We start from the raw sequence: 22971 nt of genomic DNA, 5'->3' as shown, positions 1-22971 counted from the left end.
GAAGATGGCATGGATCTATTCTCATGGTTACCTATTATAATTTTCATCTATGCAGTAGCTACAGTCTTCAGTTCGGATAAGAAAAAACCACAAAACCGACGTCCATCCAATACTGGACCTCAGGGACCACAACGCAGCCGTACTCCTTATTCACGGCAGGAAACAAAGTCTACCCGGCCAAGTTGGCGAGAGATGTTTGAGGAGCTGGAACGGGAATTGTTTCCTAAAGAAGAGCCTGTAGGCCAACCTTCTCGTCCATCTACTGTCAAAAGATATCCGAGTACCGCTCAGGACTATCGTGGAGAAGGCACTGAAAGAGTTAAGGGCTTCTCTACGGAAGGGTCTTGGGGAACTGAAGGAACCGTTGGTGTTGAAGGGAGCGCGGGCAGCGAAGGGGCTTTTGGAAGAGAAGGAGAAATAAGAAGGGAATCACTTGGGAAACCTGAGCGTAAACCGAGGAACACTTCTCCTAAGCCCATAGATCATGAAAGAGCTGCTTTCCCAGCATTGTCTGAAAATCCCCTTGTCCAAGGAGTTATTTGGGCAGAGGTGCTGGGTAAGCCTCGGGCTTACAGCAAATTCTCTGATAAAAGAAGAGGTTAATCTGGAGCAAAGCATAGGTTTGAACAATAGTAAAGGTTACTGATTAGTCGCCTGAGTGTAAAAACTTAGGCGATTTTTCATTGTGACTCCAAAGAAGCTTGATTTATTTTCCATTAAGCGTACAATTATTGTAGCTTAAAGATTGTGAGGTGTTGAATGATGGTAAATAAAGAGTCGGTCATTGTTTTACAGTTCAATCAGTTTTTCAACGTCACGAAAGGCCGTATTTTTAGTTGACACTCTCATCTAAAACGGGACTTCCGTGACTACTACACAAGTCAAGGAGGGCTCCCATCTGAATTGCAAATATGAACTTAAAGAACTGGGTTGGAATGACGCTTTGAGCAATTGTTTTCACCCCTATTTAGAGCGTGGTTTCTATCCGGGCCGCATATCAGCGGAGTATCGCAATCGATTTAAAGTATGGACGGAATTTGGCGAAGTTTGGGCCGTTATTTCAGGGAAAATGCGTTATGCAGCTTTAGAACGCAGCGATTTTCCCGCAGTAGGAGATTGGGTCGTTCTGGAGTATAGGGCGGAGAGCATGATGGATCATGAAGATCAGGATGCCGTCATTCAGAGCATATTGCCCAGAAAAAGCAAGTTTTCACGCAAAGTCGCCGGAAAAACCTCGGAGGAGCAGATTGTTGCCACAAACATTGACACAGTGTTTCTCGTCAATGCTCTGAATCTTGATTTTAATGTGCGAAGAATCGAGCGTTACCTTACCCTTGCTTGGGAGAGTGGGGCAAATCCTGTCATCGTTTTGAGTAAGACGGATCTTTGTGATGATGTTCAAGAGAAAATCGGGCAAGTTCAAAATGCCGCTCCCGGTGTGGATATCCTGCCCATAAGCTGTGCCACAGGAGATGGGATCAGTGCCGTAACGGCCTCTATTCGGCAGGGGCAAACCATCGCGCTGTTGGGATCATCAGGAGTAGGGAAGTCTACTTTAGTCAACTATCTCTTAGGTCAAACTATTCAGCTTACCTATGAAGTCCGAGATAAGGATAGTCGGGGCCGCCACACCACAACTGCTCGAGAGCTTTTTCTTCTACCTCAGGGAGGGGTTTTGATTGATACTCCGGGTATGCGGGAGATTCAACTTATTGGTAGCGGAGAGGGCTTAAATGAAGCCTTTGAAGATATCACAGCCTATGCCAGGAACTGCCGTTTCTCCGATTGTCAGCATGAAAGAGAGCCCGGCTGCGCAGTGCAAAAGGCTATCACTGAAGGAATTATCAGCGAAGAACGTTATGAAAGCTTTAAAAAGCTGCAACGGGAATCCCGATATATTTCCCGCAAGACGAATCTTCATGAACAGCTTGAAGAAAAGAAGAAGTGGAAAAAAATCAATCAGCAGCTCAAAGAGCACTATCAGACTAAACGATAGAGTCCAGCTTCAACTAAATTGTTCAATGGAATTTATTATAAAGGCTTTATGGAAATGGTCATTTGACCATTTCCATACCTATTCATGTGAACAGTACAACTTGAGCTCTAAGTGATATAAATGATTAAGGGGGATTTCCAGTGGGGAAAATTCTTCTTGTTATTCTCGCTATAATTCTTATTGTTTTCATAGTCTGTGCCGCTGTAACTGCAATTGCTAAAATTCGATTTAGCCAAATGGTTGCTAAAGAAGTTACGCAATTTTATAAAGGAATAGAAGGTGCTCAAGGAATCGTTCAACTTTCAGACCTCGAAGAACATCCCCCTTCTGTCCAAAAATGGCTTCTGCACTCTCAAGTTGTGGGGAAAGAGCGGATGATAGCCACGAGGACAAAACAGGATATAAACTTAAGATTAAAGGCAGATCAGTCTTGGATGAAGGGTCAGGTCGAACAGTATTTTCGCATGGCCGAACCTGGGTTTATATGGTATGCTGATATTCAAATGGCACCTTTATTACATATATCTGGCCGAGATAAGTATATTGATGGACATGGTCATATGCTGATTAAAGTACTGTCCATGGTCACTCTGGCCGATAGTCAAGGAAAGGAAATGGATCAGGGGGCTCTCTTACGCTATCTTGCTGAAATGATGTGGTCTCCCTCAGCGGCATTAAATGATTATATTCATTGGCAAGAAATAAATGATACATCAGCTGAAGCAACCATGAGTTATGAAGGCGTAACCGCTTCAGGAGTCTTCACCTTTAATGAGCAAGGTGAAGTGCTCAGCCTCGAAGCCGAACGCTACGGAGAATTTGATGGAGAATACCGTCTGGAGACATGGGCTTGTGTCATTCAAGAGTATCAAGAACTGAATGGAATTAATGTTCCTTCCCAAGGGGATATCATCTGGAAACTGGATACGGGTGATTTCCACTGGTATCATTTTAAAGTCAAGGAACTGGAGCACAACAAGCCTTTTCGATATGAGCTATAAGAATGCTGGATGCAGGGAAATATTGAAGGTTAAACAGATTAGGGTCTGGACTCCTAGTCTGTTTTTATTTGTAAAGGCAGGATATAATGAGCCATAGAGGAAAACAAAGGAGGAATTAGGTGGATAAGCGAGACATTACAGTTAAAAGCCCTGAGTTCATATCCCATATTCCAGTTATGCAAGATTTGATTGCAGCTCGGGAGACTTTCTGGATTAATCCTTACTATAGATCAGTTGAAAAACTCCATGGGCCTCGACGGGAAATTAATCTCTCCGACATCCTCGATGCTGATGAACGGCTGCGGCGTTTTGCTCATTACATAGTTAAAGCCTTTCCGGAGACACAGCCGGCTCAAGGTCTAATTGAATCACCTGTCATCCCCATTGAGAGCATGCACAGATATTTAGAATCCCATTATGGCGTTCAGATACCTGGAGATATCTGGTTGAAATGCGATAATTATCTGCCTGTTTCCGGTTCCATCAAAGCACGGGGTGGGATCTATGAGGTTCTCAAGCATGCTGAAGGAATTGGAATAAGTCAGGGCTTATTGACCACAGAAGACGATTATTCCATTTTAATAAATTCTTCATTTAGAGACATTTTCTCTCACTATAGAATTGCTGTGGGATCCACAGGAAATCTGGGGTTAAGCATCGGTGTGATGGGAGCCCAATTGGGCTTTAAAGTCACTGTCCATATGTCTGCTGATGCAAAAGAGTGGAAAAAGGCTCTTTTGCGCTCCAAAGGGGTGGAAGTAATTGAATACACATCTGATTATAGTAAAGCTGTAGAAGAAGGACGCAGACAAGCTGAGGGAGATCCCCACTGTCATTTTGTTGACGATGAGAATTCCAGGGATTTATTTTTGGGCTATGCTGTAGCTGGACTGAGACTTAAGGAGCAATTACTAGAGTTGAACCTGCGGGTAGATGCTGATCATCCACTTTTTGTTTATTTGCCCTGCGGGGTGGGAGGTGGACCGGGTGGAGTAGCCTTTGGTCTAAAGCAAGTTTTTAAAGATAATGTACACTGTTTCTTTGCTGAGCCAACTCATTCCCCTTGTATGTTATTAGGGTTGGCTACGGGGCTCCACGACAGAATTGCCGTTCAAGATATTGGACTGGATAACAAGACCGAAGCAGATGGGTTGGCAGTCGGCAGAGCGTCTAGCTTCGTAGGAAAGATCATGGAAGGTTTGTTGAGTGGAGCCTTCACAATTGAGGATGAAGAACTTTTCCGCTTGCTTCAGGCTCTCGATCGGACACAAGGGATACAATGCGAGCCCTCATCCTTGGCAGGAATGGCTGGTCCAGCACGGCTTCTAAGATGCCAAGAAGGTCTTCAATATCTTAGGAATCACCAGCTTGAAGACGCATTGGAGAAAGGAACCCATCTGGTTTGGGCAACCGGTGGCAGTCTCGTCCCTAAGGAAGTGATGAAGAACTATCTGTTTCGGAAAAAATAGAAGATAACTCCAGGTAATGCTATATGTTTTAATTTGCTCTTAAATTTTCTTTGGGAGGATGGTACCCATGTCTCGTCAAACCGTAAAGACCAAAATTGTGTTCTCTGATTCCTTTGACCCTTGGTATAATCTGGCCTTGGAAGAATTCCTTTTCCATAAGGTGGAGAAAAATCAGATCATCCTTTATCTTTGGCAAAATCAAAATACTGTTGTCATAGGAAGAAATCAAAATCCCTGGAAAGAATGCCGCTGCACCCTTCTTGAACAGGATGGGGGAAAACTTGCCCGCCGCCTTTCCGGAGGAGGGGCAGTTTTTCATGATTTAGGCAACCTCAATTTCACCTTTATTATGGATCGGGAGCTTTATGATTTGCATCGACAGCTCCAGGTCATCTTGGGGGGAGTGAACAGCTTAGGTATTCAAGCAGAATTTACCGGTCGCAATGATCTGACAGTGGATGGGAAAAAGTTTTCAGGGAATGCTTTTTACTTTGAAAAAGATAAGGCTTACCACCACGGTACGGTTCTTGTCCATGTAGATGGGGAAAAAGTAGGGAAGTACCTTCAAGTATCCAAGGAAAAAATGGCGGCCAAGGGAGTACAGTCGGTTCAATCCCGCATCACCAACCTCCGCAATTATTTACCGGATTTGTCCATTGAGGAGATGAAGGGGACCTTGATGGAAAGCTTTCAAAGCTTATACGGTGCGTGTTCGGACCCGATGCATATAACAGACGGGGATTATGATCTTAGTGGACTTTATGAAAAATATTCTTCCTGGGATTGGCGGTACGGTAAAACGCCGCAATTTGACCTTGTTCTGGAAACCCGTTTTCCTTGGGGCGGGATAGAATTAGGCTTCACTCTGCGCCAAGGCAAGATTATTGATTCAACTATCTATTCCGATGCTATGAATGCTCACCTCATCCAGGAGATTAGTGCTTCATTTCTTAACCGAACTCTGAATAGTGCTGAATTGCTCTTTGCCTTAGAGTCACTTCAGACTCAGGAAGAAGATCAGATGATTCTTCAAGATATGAAAGAATGGATTGATAAAAAGGTAAAAGACGTATAAGGGAGGAAGAGAGAGTGAACCATAAAAAAATCACCAAAGAAGTCCTCCTGCCCGACGGAACAAAACTGCCAAAACTTGGCCAAGGGACCTGGTACATGGGGGAGAAAAGCCGCTTATGGCAGCAAGAGGTCAAAGCCCTGGCTATGGGGATCGAATGGGGAATGACCTTGATCGATACGGCCGAGATGTATGGAGACGGAGCGGCTGAGGAGTTAGTAGGAGAAGCGATCAAGCCTTATCCTCGGGAAACCCTTCATATCGTCTCGAAAGTCTACCCTCACCATGCTGGGCGCAAGAATATTTTCAAGAGCTGTGAGGCTTCCCTAAGGCGTCTTGGCATAGACTATCTTGATCTGTATCTGCTCCACTGGCGGGGGAATATCCCTCTTGCGGAAACGGTGGAGTGCATGAACGAATTAGTAGCTCGGGGAAAGATTAATCATTGGGGCGTGTCCAACTTTGATACGGAAGATATGAAAGAGCTTTGGCAAATACCCGGAGGGGATCGGTGTTCAACAAATCAGGTGCTCTATCACTTAAATTCCCGGGGGACTGAATATGATTTACAGCCATGGCTCAAAGCGCATCAACTACCGATGATGGCCTATTGTCCCATAGCTCATAATCCGAGCACAAGGCAAAGAATAGCCCAAAGTCCATTAGTTCAGGAGATTGCTCAAAACTATGGCTTAACCGTAGAACAAATACTTCTTTACTTTGTCTTACGGCAGGAGAATGTCATGGCCATACCCAAGGCTTCTCAACTTAACCATGTCAAGGATAATGCCCAAGTTTACAATATCTCGATCCATGAGGAAGATTGGCATAGAATTGACAGCGCTTTTCCCGCCCCTCAACAAAAAACTTATTTAGATATATTATGAGTATCCCTTTAACGGAAGCACGCTGCCTCCGGTCTAGTGTTTGGTAATCTCTTGAGCGAAGCGGGCTATTCTCCCTTCTTATCCATCGAAATGATCATCGTGTAGCCGAAGAGTATGCCGCAGATGATCACACCATAGCTTTCATAAGCCCAAGGTTTTAATATCAAGGACAGATAGTTTCCCACAGATGAAAAAAATATAAAAAGAGAAAACGTAAAGAACAGGGACGGAAGCCCGACAATGAGCAATCTCTCCCATTGGATTCTCCATTTCCCGGGTTTCTTATATCTGCGGATAAATTCCGGAAGTCCAAGCAGCAAGCCGATGAATACCGACAGGGCGATGTAAAAAGTCCATGCGGGATACGGATTATACGGTGTACTGTTTAAAGACTTCAGTTCGAAGCTATAGGTTATTCCCAACTGGATAAGGATAATCAAAAAGACTGTATAGAGTAAATAAAGCAAAATTCTCTTTCGCATAGGCCCTCCTAAAACAAAAATGAATAGCTATAGTAATTACTTTCTCTATAGATCCTACTATGTCCTTCTTCACTTGGGCGTTCAGGGTTATTCATATATCGCTTAAGGAAATTAGAAAATCACTAGATTGACGAGCATTCCTGTTCCGAAGGCAAAGGCAATCGTAAAGGCCAGGTAGAGCAGAAAGTGTCTTATCCCCAGCACAATTTTCAAAGCACCAAGGTTTGTAATTAGCATAAATATGCTTGACATCCATTTTAGGCAAATGTATAATTTGAACATAGGCAATTGTCTAAAAGGAGTTGATATCATGAGCACGATGAAAAAACTGCCGGACGCGGAGTTTGACATCATGAAGGTAATTTGGGCGAACGAACCGCCCATTACAGCCAATATGATTATGGAGCAGCTTGGTAATGAAAAAGAGTGGAAAGTGCAAACTGCTATTTCCATGTTGCTCCGGCTGGTAGACCGCGGCTTTTTACGCACGGAGAAAAACGGAAAAGAACGAACCTATTATCCTTTGGTCAGCAAAGAGGACTATTTGAAGTTTGAAACAAGTAATTTTATGAAGCAGTACCATGACAATTCATTTCTTGACCTTGTTCACACACTATACGAAGGTAAGGCGGTAACTGACGAGGATATTGACGAATTGCTCCAATGGGCAAAGAAACGGAGGGGTTAGTGTGCAAAGTTTTATCGTTACGCTTCTAACCTGTTCAATTACCATGTCGGCCATTGCTTTGTTTTATATGGCGGTTACGCCATTGCTGGCAAAGCGGTATTCCGCTAAGGGGCGGTATTACGCATGGTTGATTATTGTGATTGGATTAATTATCCCTTTCCGGCCCAAGTTTACAATCCCTTTGTCAAGATAATTCCTACTGAAACAGCGACACCTACTATTCAAATAGGCAACAGAACACAGATCGCAGGCCCGGTTGAAAGCGCTTTGTCATCCTCGGACGTATCTCATATTTCATTATCATGGTGGCAAATTGCGGCGGCGGTGTGGCTGGCCGGAATGATAGCTTTTCTTGTCTATCATACGGTAAAGCACTATCGTTTTATGAAGATGACAAAGCGCTGGTGCGAAACAATTACAGACGAACAGATATTGAGCCTGTTCCAAAACCTAAAGGCAGAGTTAGGTATATCAAAGCAAATTAACCTTTATCAGTGTTTAAGTATTGGCACTCCTATGCTAATAGGATTTTTCCAACCTAAAATACTGCTGCCGACCACGAAGTTTCCAAAGGATGAGCTTCGGTTTATTCTCAATCATGAGCTTGTTCATTACAAGCGCAAAGACCTATGGTATAGGTGCTTAGTGCTGTCTGCAAAAGCAATTCACTGGTTTAACCCCCTTGTATATCTGATGGCAAAGGCGATTGATGCACTATGCGAAATGTCCTGTGATGCCGAGGTGGTACGCAGTATAGATGTAGATATGCGCCAGCAGTATAGCGAAGCAATTATCGGTGTGGTTCAATATCAATCAAAAGTGAAAACCGCACTTTCTACCAGTTTTTATGGAGGCAAAAAAGGAATGAAAGAACGGATTTCTTTAATTATGGATGCAGGCAAAAAGCGAGTTGGGGTAATCATAGCCTACGCTATTTTGTTATTGACATTAAGTACAGGTGTTGCATTTGCGGTTAGTAGTGATGCTGTTGAAATGGCTTAGAAAACGAAAACCAAGAATTACCAACGCCAATATCATTTGTTAATGGTAGTCCAATAAGGAAAGATGTTGTGTTATTAGAAAGTATCTCTTTTGAACTTTCAGATACAAATCCAACACAGACATATTTGATTGCAGAAGCTTATGAGGATTTGATATTTTCATTTAAAGGAGTCAGTGCACCAATAAACTTTACTCTTATAACACAAAATGAAGGTAGTCATTGTGCAGGATTTAGCGGTGATACCTGCAGGGTATATATTAAAAGCGAGTCTAATTCTGAAAATGTGTTTGAATGGTCACGTGGTTTCATAGACTCTGATAGTACATATAAGCCGACAGAGATAGTCGATTATAGTAGTGGAACCTTAGAAATTTATCAAGTGATAAAATAATACACTTAAAATGGGGGCAGTGTCAGGACTTTGTAGCTTAGATAGTCCCGGCACTGTGCTTTCCTCTTTTTCCGATGATGCTGTTCCCGTCTGCTCACTGTTTTGTGGCGGTTTTGCCTGGGCAGAAAGATTCGGTGCGGCTGTTCACAGCCTGTGAAAAGGAAAATTGCCGGCATAGAGAATGCAATCAGCAGCGCTATTAGTTTCTTTTTCATGAATATGACCATTCCTTTCCAACGCTTCATAGAGCAAAACCTGCTTGTGGCCGATCAAAAGGAAGGCTACAGGCAGGCTGTATTACTTAGTTAATGCTAAAAGTCACTTCAACACTGCCGCTCCCCAGAGTATTGGCCCATCCGGTCACATTGTCAACGGTGCCGAGCCTTGTGTAGCTGTACGAAGTGGGAAAACTTTCATAGAACAGCACCAGGCAGTCGGAGCCGTAGAGCATTAAATCACCGGTCTTGATACTCCCCACCCGTTCACTGGCGGCAGGAAGCTTTTCTGAAAAAAAGTAGAACTTTTCATTTCCGTTCAGTTCACCCATGATCAAGGTCAGGGCCAGCTTCTTCAGCAGCGCCCGTGTCGAATCATTGTCATATAAGGTTGCCCTAAAATTTTTGTTGCCAATGCGAAGGGTTAAGCTTGGCATGGCATTACGTTCTGTTTGCGTATCCTGCTCCGCAGGCGGTGGTTCCTGTGTGCCCGATTCTGCCGGAGCAGAGGAAGGTGCGGCGGTACTTACAGAAGGGGCGGATGCTGGTGAGTTTGACGGAGGGTTATTCGAACAACCGAGCAAAGCAATCACGCATAGGGTGGCAATCACCAGAGACAGTCTTTTTTTCATTTTATTTCATCCACTCCTTTTCTTTTCGGACTAAAGTGCCTTTCCCAGCTCATAGGCTTCCTGAAGGGCAGGATGACGTTGAATTAGTCACTCTAGTTCCTCCTTGGGACTTTCGATTTCTTTGATCAACTTGGCCGGAACGCCGCCCACAACGGTGTTGACCGGAACATCCATGGTCACCACTGCTCCGGCAGCGATAATTGCTCCGTCGCCAATGGATACACCGGGCAGAAGGGTGGCGTTGGAGCCAATCCACACATTCTTGCCGATCACGATAGGGGCCGGGTGCATGGTACCCCGCTTCTCCGGGGCGACCTCGTGATTGAGGGTAGCTAGAACCACATTATGACCGATCAATGCACCATCCCCGATGGTGATGCCGCCCTGATCCTGAAATTTGCAGCCGGAATTGATGAATACATTTTTGCCGAGGGCTTTGCTCCAGACAGGCTCTTGCCGGTAATGAATTATCGGGATGGCTTCGGGATGATTCTGAAAAGCTGAATATCGTGGCGACCTATAATTAGATTTATAATGCCGCGCTCATGGTAGAGGAAGGGATTGGGTATGCGCTGTGTTTGGATAAACTGGTGAACACCACCAGCTCCAGCGGTCTTTGTTTTAAGCCACTGGAGCCACGAGTAGAAGCGCATTTAAATATCGTTTGGAAGAAATATCAGGTGTTTTCGAAAGCGGCAGAGAAATTCTTGGAGAAAATGCGCCAAGAAATCTGAATTCAAGGGGTACTTATTTTCCCTCGAAATATTTAGAAATAGATATCTATATTAGAAGGGGTTAAATCATGTATATAGAAACAGAACGATTAATCTTGAGGAAACCAGTTAGAGAAGATTTTGCTGAGTATTGGCTTATGAAAAACGATACTATGGCGACGATGTATACAGGTGGCATTACTCCTTACACCTATGAAGAAAGATATAGGATGTTTCAAGAGGAGTGGGTGGATTCCGCCCAAAACTCTGAATTTACTGTTACAGAAAAAGGGAGCACTATGTATATTGGGTATTGCGGCGTTAGGTATTGTGAGTGTTATGGGTGAAAATGAGTTATTATATGGGCTGTGCCCAAATTCATGGAATAAGGGTTACGGTTATGAGGCGGCAAAAGCCGTATTGGATTATGGTTTTTCCGTACTGAAATTTGCATGTATCGCCGCTGCTGTTAACCCCCAAAATATTTACTCCGAAAAAATCTTAGCTAAACTGGGGATGAATTATGCCGGTAAGTTGGCAATGAGTGGCATGGAAAAGCTTCGAAAATATGTGTTGGATGTTGAGCAATATAACCAGCGAAGAGTATAAGGATGTGACATAATGGTATGAACAGTATGCTCTTAGGGCAAAAGGAGAGTACGTAATGAAAAAAGTAAAAATTTCAGTTATAAGAAAAGAATTTTATCCTGAATTTGCTGATGAATATCTGACAGATGGTGCCGAGGTAGGACCGTGTTTGCTTTTAAATGTAGGCGATGAATTCATCTATGATGGAGGTGCTGAAATGCCTCTGAATTTTTGCCCCTGGGCCTGGATTGATATTTATCGCGGCGTAAACGCGTTGTCAGCGGGTGCTTCTTATGTTCCTTGGAATAAAAAAGATGGTCTACAGATATTATGCTGCACAGATGGTATCCGCCCTGTTATTTTTAAGGTTGAATCACTTAACGATTGATTGAATCAGCTTATGTATATCGGCTGCGTTGCGCGATAAGCTTTTACTGAGGTGATTGTATATGGCCAGAAGTACAAAAATTGCCCTTGAAAACAGAGATAAATAGATATCTCTTGGATTGAATATTGCCTATTATCGCAACGGGAGGGTATGACTCAAGACCAACTTGCGGAAAAGGCCGGGATGAGCAGTTCTTATCTTGGCGAGATAGAAGCTCCCAATATGATAACAACGATGTCATTGGAAGTATTGTTCAATATTGCGAACATGCTGCGCATAAAGCCATCTGAATTTCTTGAATTTAGGGACTAAAGCCACTGGGGCAATTGATGGTGGCGGGAGGAATGTATCGGAATGGCTTCGGGATGATTCTGAAAAGCTGAATATCGTGGCGACCTATAATTTGCTTTTTAAAGCCGTTGTCAGCCTGGTGACGGATCAGGTTGTGGATATCACCGTAAGCAGGAACTCACAGCTGCTTGAAGAGGAGTAAGGACCCTGGAAAAATGTCTCAGGGAAGGGGGTGAATATATTGCCTATTTCAACGAACCGTTTGATCAGGTTATCTTTCCTGACCAGCGGCGGCAAATCGGCAGGGATCACGCTCTCCAACCCTAAACAGGGCCTGACCCAAGAAGTGGTTCAGAATGTGACGGAGGATTTGTACGATCCTCTTGAGCCGTAACGGAACAAGCCGGGGAGAATGAGAAGAATTTCCGCTGCAGCAGCCGGCAGCGGGATTCTTCTTTCTCTAATTCAAATAATTAATCGGGGAAAAAGAGGATTTACCGATTGAATACAGAAAATTAGGAATAGTATACAATTTGCAGCGTTGCCCCTTTCTAAATATTATTAGAGTTCAATTCATAAAAATGATCTTACAGAAGGTAGTGAGGTGAGGTAAACATGAATGGCTTTATTTCAAGTGGTCTTTCTTTGCTGGATAGCCAGGAACTGATTCTCTCCTCTTTTTATCTTGATGAAGAGACTTTATTGGCTGATGCTCTGCAGATTATTTTAAATGAGGGCCGTACACATATACCGGTAGTAAGTAAAAAAAGGAAATTTATGGGCGTCTTAGGTACTGCCGATATTATTGAAAGTTTAACCCAGGGGAAGTTTGATCCTAAGGCGCCCATTGCCTCCTATATACGGCCGGCAGATTGGCTGCTTCCGGAAGAGAATAGCCTGCTTTTTAATCTCAATATCCTGATTACAGAAGGATGGCCCACAGCCTTTGTGGTCGATACCAAGGGAGAGTACCAAGGAGAATTCAAATTTTATGATAATCTGTTCCTTTTGTACCAACTGCTGAACGACTTGGATTTCTATATCAGCCAAACCATCGAAGCTGTTCATAATGCTGTTGTGGCTATTGATGCTCAAGGGCGTATCGTTTTCTTTAACCCATCTGCGGAAAAATTGCTGAGTTTTAATGCCGAGGAAGTACTGGGTAAACCCATTAAAAACTTTTTCCCGAACTCCTTAACCTATAAAGCGCTGGCAACGGGTGAAGAACTGCGGGGAATTCCTATGAGCTACGGCGAGCTTAACACCAAAGCAGACTTCCTGCCCATCATATTAGGGCACAAGGTTCTTGGCGCAGTGGCCGTGTTTAAAGATATTACTGAACTGGAAGAGGTGAGCCATCGTTTAAATTCCAATGAAAAGCTGATGGCAACACTGGAGGCTGTGGTTGAGAATTCTTATGAAGGCATGGTCGTCATCGATGATCAAGAGAATATTGTCTTAATGAACCAATTCTTTTTGGATGTCATAGGGGTTAAAGTACAGGATGTCATCGGCAAAAAGATTAATGATATCAGTCCTAATTCTAATCTCCCTCAGACCCTAAAATCAGGTAAAGCGCAATTCGGCGAGACCTGGCATCTTAAGGGGCGTGATTTTATCATCATGCGGGTCCCCATTGAACGGGAAGGTAAAGTCGTAGGGGCATTGGCCAAGACCCTCTTCAAAAATATGGAAATTGCCAAAATGTTTGCGAAAAAAGTCATGCGCCTGGAAGAGAATCTTGCTTACTATAAAGAGGAGTTAGGCAAGTTCCATTCCTCTCAATTCGTTTTTGATGATATTATCGGCGAAAGTCCCAGAATGAAAAAAGCTAAATCCTTAGCACATCGTGCCTCGCAAACAACCTCTACCATTCTGATCCTGGGTGAAAGCGGTACAGGGAAAGAAGTCTTTTCCCACGCTATTCATAAATCAAGTAATCGCAGTAATGGGCCTTATATAAAAGTGAATTGTGCAGCTTTGCCGGAAGACCTGCTGGAATCAGAACTTTTTGGTTATGAAGAAGGAGCGTTTACGGGGGCTCGGAAAGGCGGAAAGCCCGGTAAATTTGAACTTGCTGACAAAGGGACTATTTTTCTTGATGAAATCGGCGATATGTCTTTGGGTATGCAGGCCAAGCTGCTGCGGGTGCTGCAAGAACGTGAAGTTGAGCGTTTAGGTGGGACAGAACCCATAAAAGTCGATGTGCGGATTATTGCAGCTACGAACAGGGATCTGCACAAAATGGTGATGGAACATAAATTCCGCCTTGATCTCTATTACCGCCTTAACGTTCTTGCCATCGATCTGCCACCATTAAGAGAGCGTAAAGAGGATATTGGTTTTATTGCCAAAGGACTAATTGAAAAAATCAATAAGAGACTGGGTACGGATATTCAGGGCTTGAGACCGGAAAGTATTACTCATTTATGTGCTTATGATTGGCCGGGCAATATTCGTGAACTGGAGAATATCTTGGAACGGGCCATAGTAATTTGTGATGAAGCCTGGATTTTGCCGAAGCATTTGGCTTTGCCGGGAGTCATGGAAACAATGTCATTAGGTACGGAGCAGACCCTGGAGTATGCTTTACAAGCAGCAGAACGTGAAATTATTGATAAAACTCTCCGCCGCGTTCAAGGCAACAAGGTACAGGCTGCACGAATCTTGGGGATTCACCGCTCTGTTCTATATAAAAAGCTGGCTAAATATAATATTCAAGGATAATTCAACCAATGTCTTTGCGTGGAGTCACTGTTGCTGTTTTGAGACAGTGTCCTTTTTTGTGGACATAGGGATGTAAAAGGCTGGAATTCCAGCCTTTTTTAATTTCTTGTCAAAATAATGTCCGTTTTTTGAGACATATAAACTTTGAGTTCACATGTACAAATAGATGAAATATTTTAAAAATTTAGAAAATAAACCAATGAATTCAGGTCCTTCATGAACTTGAGATAAAAATCCAATTCACATTGGCACGTAATTTGCATTATAAACAGATAATTTATAAGATTCAGGTATTTCTAGGGATACCAAAATAGATACTCTGCAAGGAGGTCGCGTTCATTGAACTTTAACCTTACGGAAGATCAAATAATGATGAGAAAAATGGTAAGAGATTTCGTAGAGGAAGAGGTAATTCCCCAAGCAGCTTATACCGATGAAAGTCACGAGTTTCCTTTGACGTTAGTACATAAGATGGGCGAACTGGGACTTATGGGAATCCCTATACCGGAGGAATATGGAGGGGCCGGTTCAGACTTTATTTCTTACACCTTAGCCATTGAGGAACTCGCCCGGGGTTGTGCCTCCACTACCATAATCATGGCGGTTCATACAACCATTGGCACTTTTCCAATTTTTTATTTTGGTACGGAAGAACAAAAACAGAAGTATTTGCCGAAACTTGCCAGAGGAGAGATGCTTGGAGCCTTTGCACTCACGGAACCCAACTCAGGGTCCGATGCTTCGAGTTTAGTAACAACTGCAAAGCGCCGTGGTGATCATTATGTGATCAATGGCAGCAAACGCTTTATTTCCAATTCAGGCTATGCCGGGGTCTATACAGTGCTGGCTTCTACCGACCGTACGAAAGGTTCACGTGGAATTACAGCTTTTCTCGTAGATGCGGGTACCCCCGGTTTTATCATAGGGAAAAAGGAGAAGAAGATGGGGCTCCACGGCTCATCCACTTGTGAATTGATTTTTGAGGATATGGTTGTCCCTGTTGAAAACAGATTGGGGGAAGAAGGACAGGGGTTTAAAATCGCTATGGCATTACTTGACGATGGCAGAATAGGAATTGGAGCCCAGGCCGTAGGTATTGCTCAAGCTGCTTTTGATGCTGCCTTAGCCTATTCCCAAGAGAGGGTTCAATTTAAGCAAGAGATTATGAATTTCCAAGGGATTCAATTCATGCTTGCGGACATGGCTACTCAACTGGAAGCTGCTCGTTTATTGGTTTATCAAGCCGCAGCCAACCGGGTTCAGGGGTTGCCTTATAGTAAAGAGGCATCGATGGCCAAATTATTTGCCAGTGAAATGGCAGTAAAAGTAACCAATGATGCCATGCAGATATTCGGGGGATATGGTTACACCACAGATTATCCTATAGAACGCTATCTACGGGACGCCAAGATTACACAGATCTATGAAGGTACAAACCAAATTCAGCGGATTGTCATCGCCAAACATTTAAGAAATAAAATTTAAAAACATAAGGAGGAAAAATTCATGAAAACGATTATGGTCATCGGAGCTGGCCAAATGGGCTCCGGAATTGCCCAAGTGGCTGCTCAAGCAGGATACGCCGTGATACTCAATGATATCAAGGAAGAGTTTGTGGCCCGAGGTCTTAAAGGTATTGAAAAGAACTTGGACCGTAGTGTGGAAAAGGGCAAACTCTCTTCCGAAGAAAAGCTAAACATCCTCGGACGGCTTAAGGCCAGTGTTTCTCTTCAAGATGCGGCTCAGACCGATTTAGTCATAGAGGCAGCTGTCGAAAATATGGCTATTAAATCGGAAATTTTTCAAACCCTAGATAAACTTTGCCCAGAGCATACTATATTGGCTTCCAACACATCCTCATTGCCTATCACAGAAATCGGAGCTTGCACCAAGCGTCCGGACAAAGTGATTGGCATGCATTTTATGAATCCGGTCCCTGTGATGAAGCTTGTGGAAATCATTCGCGGACTGGCAACCAGTGATGAGGTCTATAGGGAGATTGAAAACCTGAGCGTTGCTATGGGGAAAACCCCCGTAGAAGTCAATGATGCCCCGGGCTTTGTAGCTAATCGTATTCTGATTCCGATGATTAACGAAGCGATTTGGACGCTTAACGAAGGGATTGCCAAACCGGAGGCTATCGACGATGTCATGAAGCTGGGAGCCAATCACCCCATGGGCCCTTTGGCACTGGCGGATCTTATCGGTTTGGATACTGTACTTGCTATTTGCGAAGTGCTTCATGAAGGGCTTGGAGATAAGTACCGACCTTGTCCCTTATTGAGAAAATATGTCAAGGCAGGTTGGTTGGGGAGAAAAACGGGAAGAGGTTTCTATGCCTATTAAAGGGTAGAGATATTTAGAAAAAATGAGGGGAGACGAAGAAGTATGATTTTTGATTTAAGCGAAGACCATGTCATGATGAGGAAAATGGTAAGGGATTTTGCTGAGAATGAGTGTGCAGCAGGCGCTGAAGAACGGGATGAAAAAGAAGAATTTCCTCGTGAGATATGGAACAAAATGGCGGAATTGGGTCTGGCGGGAATCACCTTTCCCGAGAAATACGGCGGTGTGGAGTCTGATTATTTGTCCTACGCCATAGCGATTGAGGAATTATCACGGGTAGACGCCTCAGTTGGAGTAACTGTGTCCGCTCATTCCAGTTTATGTGCTAATCCTATCTACCTCTTTGGTACGGAAGAACAAAAACAAAAATATCTTGTCCCATTGGCAAGTGGAGAGAAAATGGGGGCATTTGGCTTAACTGAACCCATGGCCGGTTCTGATGCCTCAGGAACCCGAACCACCGCAGTTAAGGATGGCGATGATTATATCATCAATGGCACCAAAATTTTTATCACCAACGCCTATGAAGCCGATACATATGTGGTTACTGCCCAGATGGATAAAAGCAAAGGGAATAAGGGAATCGCTGCTTTCATTCTAGAAAAAGGCATGCCGGGCTTTACTTTTGGCAAGAAAGAAAAAAAGATGGGGATCCGCTCCTCGGCCACTTATGAATTGGTCTTTGATAATGTTAGGGTCCCGGCGGAAAATCTCTTAGGCCAGGAAGGACAAGGGTTTAAAGTAGCCATGGTCACCTTGGACTTCGGCAGAATCGGCATTGCCTCCCAAGCCTTAGGCATTGCCCAAGGGGCTTATGAGCAAGCCAAAAAATATGCTAAAGAAAGAGAACAATTTGGCCAGCCCATCGCTCATTTCCAAGCCAATCAATTTAAATTAGCGGATATGGCCACTCAGATCGAGGCTGCCCGTTTATTGGTTTATCAAGCGGCTTACCTGGCTACCCAGCATAAGCCCGTCTCCAAAGCTTCGGCTATGGCTAAACTCCATGCTTCAGAGACAGCCATGTGGGTAACCACTCAAGCGGTCCAAATGCACGGTGGTTATGGATACACTCGTGAGTATCCTGTAGAGCGGATGATGCGGGATGCCAAGATCACTGAGATTTATGAGGGAACAAGTGAAGTACAACGTATTGTCATCGGCAGTCATGTCTTAAAAGAGTAGGAGGATACCCTATGAACATTGTGGTATGCGTTAAACAAACGATTGATACAGAAGCTAAAATTGCCTTGAACAAGGATGGAAAAATAGATGCAAATGGGGTCACTCTGGTTATCAATCCTTTGGATGAGTACGCCATCGAAGAAGCTCTCCGAATGAAGGAGAAATTTGGCGGTGAAGTAACCGTTATTACCCTTGGGGGAGATCAAGCCACAGCGACAATCCGCAGTGCCCTAGCCATGGGAGCCGATAAAGCGATTCACATTAATGACCCTGCCCTAGGGGAAGTGGATGAAGGAAGTGCCGCTGCCATACTTGCCAAAGCGGTGGAGACCATTCCCTACGACATCATTCTGGCAGGAGTCATGGATACAGATAATGGCTCAGCTCAGGTCGCCGTGCGCATGGCCGAGAAATTAGAGCTTCCTTCGATCAGTAGCGTCACCAAACTTGAGCTTAACGGCAGTCAAGCAACAGCCCTGCGGGTTATCGACGGAGGTCTGGCAACTCTTGAGGTGTCACTACCGGCTGTCATCACCGTAGTTCAAGGAATTAATGAGGTGCGTTATCCATCGGTAGCCGGAATTATGAAAGCGAAGAAAAAACCACTGACAACCCTTAAACTAAGTGACTTAGGACTTGATCCCTCTGATTTAGTGCTTCAGGCAAAAGTTACCCAATATACTCTGCCTAATCCAAGACAAGGGGGCAGAATCCTTCCTGGTGAATCGGCGGAAGCCACCCATGAATTAGCACGAATCCTTCGTGAAGAGGCTAAAGTACTCTAATCGGTAATGAACACAGTAAAGGAGTGAGTTATATGCCAAAGGGAATCTGGATATTTGTCGAACAAGCTGATGGGAAGGTTCGTAAAATATCCTTGGAAATATTAAGTCAAGGACGGAAAATCGCTGACCTTACAGGGGAACCACTGGTAGCGGTCATTGCAGGGGATGGGATCTCCAACTTGGCACAGGAAGCCGCCAGTTATGGAGCTGACCAGGTCTTCTTACTGGACTCCCCTCAATTGGCCCAGTATACCACCGGCGCCTATACTTCCGCTCTGGCAAAGCTTATTCTGGAAAAGGAGCCTCAAGCCTTCCTGTTAGGTCATACGGCAGTGGGAAAAGATTTAGCTCCTCGTCTTGCCCAACGTCTAGGGATCGGCCTTGCCTCAGACGTTATCGATATTGAAGTGGATCCGGAAAAATTCCTTCTCTACAAACGCCCTGTTTATACAGGCAGTGCCTATAGTTTTGTAGAGATCTTAAGTAGACCAAGTCTTGCTACGGTAAGGGCTAAATCTTTCCCAATATCAGAGCCGGACCTGGCAAGGCAAACCGAAGTCATCGAAGCAACGGTAAACATCGACCCGGCAGATCTTAAGGTCATTTTGAAAGATGTGGCTCTCATAGTTACCAGCCGACCAGCCCTAACTGAAGCAGATTTTGTTGTCTCCGGTGGTCGGGGCATGAAAGCGGAAGAAAACTTTGCTATTCTTGAAAAATTAGCCGATGTTGTCGGGGGAGCAGTAGGAGCTTCAAGAGCGGCAGTGGATTCAGGATGGATTGATAATCAATTTCAAGTAGGACAGACAGGGAGTATTGTAGCCCCCACCTTATATGTGGCCTGTGGTATTAGCGGAGCTATCCAGCACATAGCCGGCATGGGAGCGTCCAAGTACATTATTGCTATCAATAAAGACCCTGAAGCTCCTATTTTCAACGTTGCCGATTATGGTATCGTTGGGGATTTGTTTGAAGTCGTCCCTCTTCTCACTGAAGAGTTTCAGAAATTAGTGAATGAGTAAGAGATTTGGACAGGGGAATTCACCCATTTAGAGCAGCTTGGAAGCGGGAGTTCACCACTGTAAACGGAGAGGACTCAAGTTGGAGATGGGGTGCTGTCCTAAGACGGTACCCCCATCAATAAAAAATAGAGGTAAGATAAAGGGTAATGGTCATGGATTGGAAAGGGGAGTATGGGATATGGCGACACGGGAGCTTTATTGGAATATTGAACATCACTGGCTGATTTACCCTATGTTGATCATAGCTCTCGGCTTTTTTTGCTATGGTTTTTATCAGCGTTATAAATTGTGGCAAATAGGACAGCCAGAGAACCGCAGGAAAAATATGGTCAAAAGAATTGGTGATATCTTTGTTTATGGATTAGGACACAAAAGAATCTTAAAAGAAGGTTTCCCTGGGATAATGCACCTTTTTATCTTCTGGGGGTTTGTGCTGCTGTTTTTTGCAACCATTATTGTGGCTATGCAGGCCGACTTCGGGATCAATATGTTTAACGGCGGTCTCTATATCTTTATCAAGATAACTGCCAATGCTTTTGGGCTATTGGCCATCATTGGCTGTCTGATGGCCATCTGGCGGCGTTATGGTCAGCGTCCGGATCGCCTTGATAATAAAAAGGATGATGCCATTGTCTTAGCTCTTATCCTCACTATTTTACTCACTGGCTTTGTCATCCAAGCTGTCCGCATGGCAGCTATCGAAGATCCCTGGGGTATGTATGCTTTTGTTGGGTATGCTATGGCACCGCTTTTCAAGGGCTTAAGCAATTCAACCCTGGAAGGAATTCATGCTTTTCTCTGGTGGTTCCATTTCATTTTAGTGATGTTTTTTTTCGGGTATTTTCCCTACTCCAAGCTTTCCCATATCTTCCTTGCGCCCGCCAATCAATTTCTACGGCACCATGGTCCCATTGGCATCCCGGAGAACATCGATTTTGAAGATGAGGGTCTCGAAACCTATGGAAAAAGCAAGCTTAGTGAGTTCAGCTGGAAGACTCTTTTCAACACGGATGCTTGTTTGCGCTGTGGAAGGTGCCAGGATAACTGCCCGGCTTATTTAAGTAGTAAACACCTGAATCCTAAAAAGATTATTCAGGATATGGGTGCTTATATGGAAGAGACAGGTAGAGCGCTGAAAAAGGCTCACAGGGCAAAGCCTGCCCTTGAGGTCGCCGCACAAGGAAGCGAAATTGCTGCCGCCGCAGAAGCTCTCACTGAAGAAGAGCTGGGTTTGCCTTATCTCATCGGTGATGTGATTCCCGAAGAAGATCTTTGGGACTGTACTACCTGCCGCTCCTGTGAAGAACAATGCCCAATCTTTATTGAGCACGTGGACAAAACCATTGATATGCGCCGTAACCTGGTGCTCATGGAATCACGTTTTCCTCCGGAAGCTCAATTAGCATTCCGTAATATGGAAAACAACAGCAATCCTTGGGGAATTGGTTGGTCCTCTCGAGGAGATTTTTTGAAAACTGTAGGATGTTTAACCCTGGAAGAAAATCCGGAGGCTGAAATTCTCTATTTTCCAGGTTGTTCCGGATCCTTTGATGCACGGAATCAAAAGGTCTCGGCAGCATTGGTAAAACTATTGAAGGCAGCGGAAGTCAATTTTGCTATTTTAGGCAGTGAGGAAAAATGTTGTGGTGATTCAGCCCGCCGCTTAGGGAATGAATATCTTTTCCAAGCGTTGGCTCAGGAAAATATTGAGACGATGAATGGATACGGAGTAAAAACCATCATTACTCAATGCCCTCACTGTTTTAATACTCTTAAGAACGAATATCCTGAGTTTGGCGGGAACTATCAAGTGCTTCATCATACCGAATATTTAAACGAACTATTAGCCTCCGGTAGATTAAAGCTTAATAAAGCAGGCGGTGGTTCGGAAAGGGGGTTAAATACTCGATCCGTTACCTATCACGATTCCTGTTATCTTGGCCGCTATAACACAATCTACACAGAACCCAGAAAATTACTTCAAGCTGCCGGCTTCCATATTACCGAAATGGCTCGTCATCACGAGAAGAGTTTCTGCTGCGGTGCAGGTGGCGGAAGAATGTGGCTGGAAGAGCATCATGGCCAACGTATCAATGAGATGCGCACGGACGAAGCCATGGCAGCAGGCACAGAAGTGGTGAGTACAGGATGCCCATTCTGTTTAACCATGATCAATGACGGTATAGCTGCCCGTGAGGCCGTGGAAAGAGTGAAGGTATTGGATATTGCAGAGATTCTCGTTGAAAGAATGTCTTAAGGAAAAGCAAAAACAACAGAAAAAACGGAATAATTGACCAAGCGTCGAAAAGTTTTTCGACGGATAATAGGTCAAAAAGCAAGAGGGGAGATTAAATTATGTCGAATAATAATGGGGGATGGGCAAATCCTTCGCCCGCAGGTCTGGTCGCTCTAGGGGTTGCTTGCTTTACTTTTTTTGCTTTGTTAAGCGGCAAGGTTACTGCAGGAGCAATGCCTCTGCTGGGATGTTGGTTGATCGGCGGCTTTGTTACTCAAGTCATTGTCGGTGCTATTGAGTTAAAAGAAGGTCAGATTCTCGGTGGGAACGTTTTTCTATATTTTTCAGCATTTTTTATGCTTGTCGGAGGATTGGAGTTTTTTGTTAAATACTTCGCGGCAGCTCAACAATGGTCAATACCCCTAGATACTCGTATTGATGGCTGGGCTTGGCTCGTCCTGGCATTTTGTCTTGTGATGTGGACTCCGGCTTACTTTAAGGGAACAAGTATCCTAGCTATGATCGTTATTCTTGTAGATATCGCCGTTGTCCAGGTTGCTTTCCTCGATTTAGGAGTCCTCAGCCCCGCATTCAAACCTGTAGCCGGCTATGCTCTTCTCTTTGCAGGAATTCTGGCCATGTATCTTTCGGCAGCCTTAATTTTAAATACCACATACGGTAAAACGATACTTCCTCTTACAAAGCCTTGGATCAAAGAAAATGCCCCCGCACCTGTTGGCAATGCTAAAAAAATGTAAGGTCTTATTATTATAATTTGTTAATACTATAGAATTTAGGATTAGGGTGGAGGAGCGTTTAATCAACTAACCATGTTGTTTTATTAGGGCAAAGAA

26 protein-coding genes and 2 pseudogenes are annotated in these 22971 nt (G+C 44.2%); 24 read left to right on the top strand and 4 right to left on the bottom strand.

The annotated features are described in order from the left end of the window. Positions 1 to 9 precede the first annotated feature (9 nt). From DESPCE1_RS0111470 to DESPCE1_RS0111445, 6 genes are all read left to right on the top strand, one after another. Positions 10 to 603 (top strand): hypothetical protein, encoded by a 594-nt coding sequence (locus DESPCE1_RS0111470; protein ID WP_028305545.1) that lies wholly within the window; start codon positions 10 to 12, stop codon positions 601 to 603. A gap of 295 nt (positions 604 to 898) precedes the next feature. After that, positions 899 to 1996, top strand: a complete 1098-nt coding sequence (gene rsgA / locus DESPCE1_RS0111465) for a ribosome small subunit-dependent GTPase A (protein ID WP_028305544.1) — start codon at positions 899 to 901, stop codon at positions 1994 to 1996. A gap of 140 nt (positions 1997 to 2136) precedes the next feature. Then, a complete protein-coding gene (locus tag DESPCE1_RS0111460) occupies positions 2137 to 2997 on the top strand; it encodes a DUF6544 family protein (protein WP_019850548.1) in 861 nt (286 codons plus the stop codon). A gap of 134 nt (positions 2998 to 3131) precedes the next feature. Next, a complete protein-coding gene (locus DESPCE1_RS0111455) occupies positions 3132 to 4466 on the top strand; it encodes a D-serine ammonia-lyase (protein WP_172637655.1) in 1335 nt (444 codons plus the stop codon). A 67-nt stretch (positions 4467 to 4533) separates the two neighbouring features. After that, entirely contained in the window at positions 4534 to 5541 is a 1008-nt protein-coding gene (locus tag DESPCE1_RS0111450) for a lipoate--protein ligase (protein ID WP_019850546.1), read from the top strand. Positions 5542 to 5555: 14 nt separating this feature from the next. Further along, positions 5556 to 6425 (top strand): aldo/keto reductase, encoded by an 870-nt coding sequence (locus tag DESPCE1_RS0111445; protein WP_019850545.1) that lies wholly within the window; start codon positions 5556 to 5558, stop codon positions 6423 to 6425. 65 nt (positions 6426 to 6490) lie between these two features. Here DESPCE1_RS0111445 and DESPCE1_RS0111440 read toward each other — a convergent pair whose 3' ends face one another. After that, positions 6491 to 6907, bottom strand: coding sequence for a hypothetical protein (locus tag DESPCE1_RS0111440; protein ID WP_019850544.1), 417 nt, complete (start codon positions 6905 to 6907; stop codon positions 6491 to 6493). Between the two features lie 111 nt (positions 6908 to 7018). Further along, positions 7019 to 7144 (bottom strand): hypothetical protein, encoded by a 126-nt coding sequence (locus tag DESPCE1_RS24015; protein WP_019850543.1) that lies wholly within the window; start codon positions 7142 to 7144, stop codon positions 7019 to 7021. Between the two features lie 73 nt (positions 7145 to 7217). Between DESPCE1_RS24015 and DESPCE1_RS0111430 the strand changes: the two genes are divergently transcribed. The 3 genes from DESPCE1_RS0111430 to DESPCE1_RS23775 all read left to right on the top strand — a co-directional run bounded on the left by DESPCE1_RS0111430 (position 7218) and on the right by DESPCE1_RS23775 (position 8989). Further along, complete coding sequence (locus DESPCE1_RS0111430; protein WP_011459856.1) at positions 7218 to 7595, top strand: BlaI/MecI/CopY family transcriptional regulator; 378 nt, start codon at positions 7218 to 7220, stop codon at positions 7593 to 7595. Between the two features lie 123 nt (positions 7596 to 7718). Next, entirely contained in the window at positions 7719 to 8597 is an 879-nt protein-coding gene (locus tag DESPCE1_RS23780; RefSeq protein WP_242835390.1) for a M56 family metallopeptidase, read from the top strand. A 68-nt stretch (positions 8598 to 8665) separates the two neighbouring features. Then, a complete protein-coding gene (locus DESPCE1_RS23775; protein ID WP_019850542.1) occupies positions 8666 to 8989 on the top strand; it encodes a hypothetical protein in 324 nt (107 codons plus the stop codon). Between the two features lie 301 nt (positions 8990 to 9290). Here the strand turns inward: DESPCE1_RS23775 and DESPCE1_RS23770 are convergent, their stop codons facing one another. Both DESPCE1_RS23770 and DESPCE1_RS23010 read right to left on the bottom strand, forming a co-directional pair. Next, positions 9291 to 9836, bottom strand: coding sequence for a cyclophilin-like fold protein (locus DESPCE1_RS23770; RefSeq protein ID WP_019850540.1), 546 nt, complete (start codon positions 9834 to 9836; stop codon positions 9291 to 9293). Between the two features lie 87 nt (positions 9837 to 9923). After that, positions 9924 to 10268 (bottom strand): annotated as a pseudogene (locus DESPCE1_RS23010) (DapH/DapD/GlmU-related protein); the annotation flags it as partial. A gap of 2 nt (positions 10269 to 10270) precedes the next feature. Between DESPCE1_RS23010 and DESPCE1_RS23760 the strand changes: the two are divergent. The 15 genes and pseudogenes from DESPCE1_RS23760 to DESPCE1_RS0111345 all read left to right on the top strand — a co-directional run. Next, positions 10271 to 10570, top strand: a pseudogene (locus DESPCE1_RS23760) (LysR family transcriptional regulator); the annotation flags it as partial. A 68-nt stretch (positions 10571 to 10638) separates the two neighbouring features. Next, positions 10639 to 10896 (top strand): GNAT family N-acetyltransferase, encoded by a 258-nt coding sequence (locus DESPCE1_RS23755; protein ID WP_242835389.1) that lies wholly within the window; start codon positions 10639 to 10641, stop codon positions 10894 to 10896. After that, on the top strand, positions 10856 to 11158 hold the full coding sequence (locus tag DESPCE1_RS23750; RefSeq protein ID WP_242835388.1) for a GNAT family N-acetyltransferase: 303 nt from the start codon (positions 10856 to 10858) through the stop codon (positions 11156 to 11158). Before DESPCE1_RS23755 ends, DESPCE1_RS23750 begins: the two co-directional genes overlap by 41 nt. Before the next feature lie 55 nt (positions 11159 to 11213). Then, on the top strand, positions 11214 to 11525 hold the full coding sequence (locus tag DESPCE1_RS0111400; RefSeq protein ID WP_019850536.1) for a TIGR04076 family protein: 312 nt from the start codon (positions 11214 to 11216) through the stop codon (positions 11523 to 11525). Positions 11526 to 11675: 150 nt separating this feature from the next. Continuing rightward, on the top strand, positions 11676 to 11837 hold the full coding sequence (locus tag DESPCE1_RS23745) for a helix-turn-helix domain-containing protein (protein ID WP_019850535.1): 162 nt from the start codon (positions 11676 to 11678) through the stop codon (positions 11835 to 11837). Next, the gene (locus DESPCE1_RS21355) at positions 11821 to 12018 is read left to right on the top strand and encodes a hypothetical protein (protein WP_019850534.1); all 198 of its coding nucleotides are present in this window, start codon (positions 11821 to 11823) and stop codon (positions 12016 to 12018) included. Before DESPCE1_RS23745 ends, DESPCE1_RS21355 begins: the two co-directional genes overlap by 17 nt. A gap of 39 nt (positions 12019 to 12057) precedes the next feature. Beyond that, positions 12058 to 12210, top strand: coding sequence for a DUF2922 domain-containing protein (locus DESPCE1_RS22550; RefSeq protein ID WP_019850533.1), 153 nt, complete (start codon positions 12058 to 12060; stop codon positions 12208 to 12210). 221 nt (positions 12211 to 12431) lie between these two features. Continuing rightward, positions 12432 to 14543, top strand: a complete 2112-nt coding sequence (locus DESPCE1_RS0111380) for a sigma-54-dependent Fis family transcriptional regulator (RefSeq protein ID WP_019850532.1) — start codon at positions 12432 to 12434, stop codon at positions 14541 to 14543. A gap of 339 nt (positions 14544 to 14882) precedes the next feature. After that, positions 14883 to 16028: an acyl-CoA dehydrogenase gene (locus tag DESPCE1_RS0111375; protein ID WP_019850531.1), complete on the top strand. Its 1146-nt coding sequence runs from the start codon at positions 14883 to 14885 to the stop codon at positions 16026 to 16028. A 21-nt stretch (positions 16029 to 16049) separates the two neighbouring features. Next, positions 16050 to 16889, top strand: coding sequence for a 3-hydroxybutyryl-CoA dehydrogenase (locus DESPCE1_RS0111370; protein ID WP_019850530.1), 840 nt, complete (start codon positions 16050 to 16052; stop codon positions 16887 to 16889). A gap of 42 nt (positions 16890 to 16931) precedes the next feature. Then, positions 16932 to 18074, top strand: coding sequence for an acyl-CoA dehydrogenase (locus DESPCE1_RS0111365; protein WP_014794144.1), 1143 nt, complete (start codon positions 16932 to 16934; stop codon positions 18072 to 18074). An 11-nt stretch (positions 18075 to 18085) separates the two neighbouring features. Further along, positions 18086 to 18859 (top strand): electron transfer flavoprotein subunit beta/FixA family protein, encoded by a 774-nt coding sequence (locus DESPCE1_RS0111360; protein ID WP_014794143.1) that lies wholly within the window; start codon positions 18086 to 18088, stop codon positions 18857 to 18859. 32 nt (positions 18860 to 18891) lie between these two features. After that, positions 18892 to 19881, top strand: coding sequence for an electron transfer flavoprotein subunit alpha/FixB family protein (locus tag DESPCE1_RS0111355; protein ID WP_019850529.1), 990 nt, complete (start codon positions 18892 to 18894; stop codon positions 19879 to 19881). 178 nt (positions 19882 to 20059) lie between these two features. Continuing rightward, complete coding sequence (locus tag DESPCE1_RS0111350; protein WP_019850528.1) at positions 20060 to 22138, top strand: heterodisulfide reductase-related iron-sulfur binding cluster; 2079 nt, start codon at positions 20060 to 20062, stop codon at positions 22136 to 22138. A 98-nt stretch (positions 22139 to 22236) separates the two neighbouring features. Beyond that, positions 22237 to 22875, top strand: a complete 639-nt coding sequence (locus DESPCE1_RS0111345; RefSeq protein ID WP_014794140.1) for an acetate uptake transporter family protein — start codon at positions 22237 to 22239, stop codon at positions 22873 to 22875. Positions 22876 to 22971 lie beyond the last annotated feature (96 nt).

The organism is Desulfitobacterium sp. PCE1, assembly GCF_000384015.1.
Lineage (GTDB): Bacteria > Bacillota > Desulfitobacteriia > Desulfitobacteriales > Desulfitobacteriaceae > Desulfitobacterium > Desulfitobacterium dehalogenans.
This window is presented reverse-complemented; position numbering and strand designations above follow the sequence as displayed.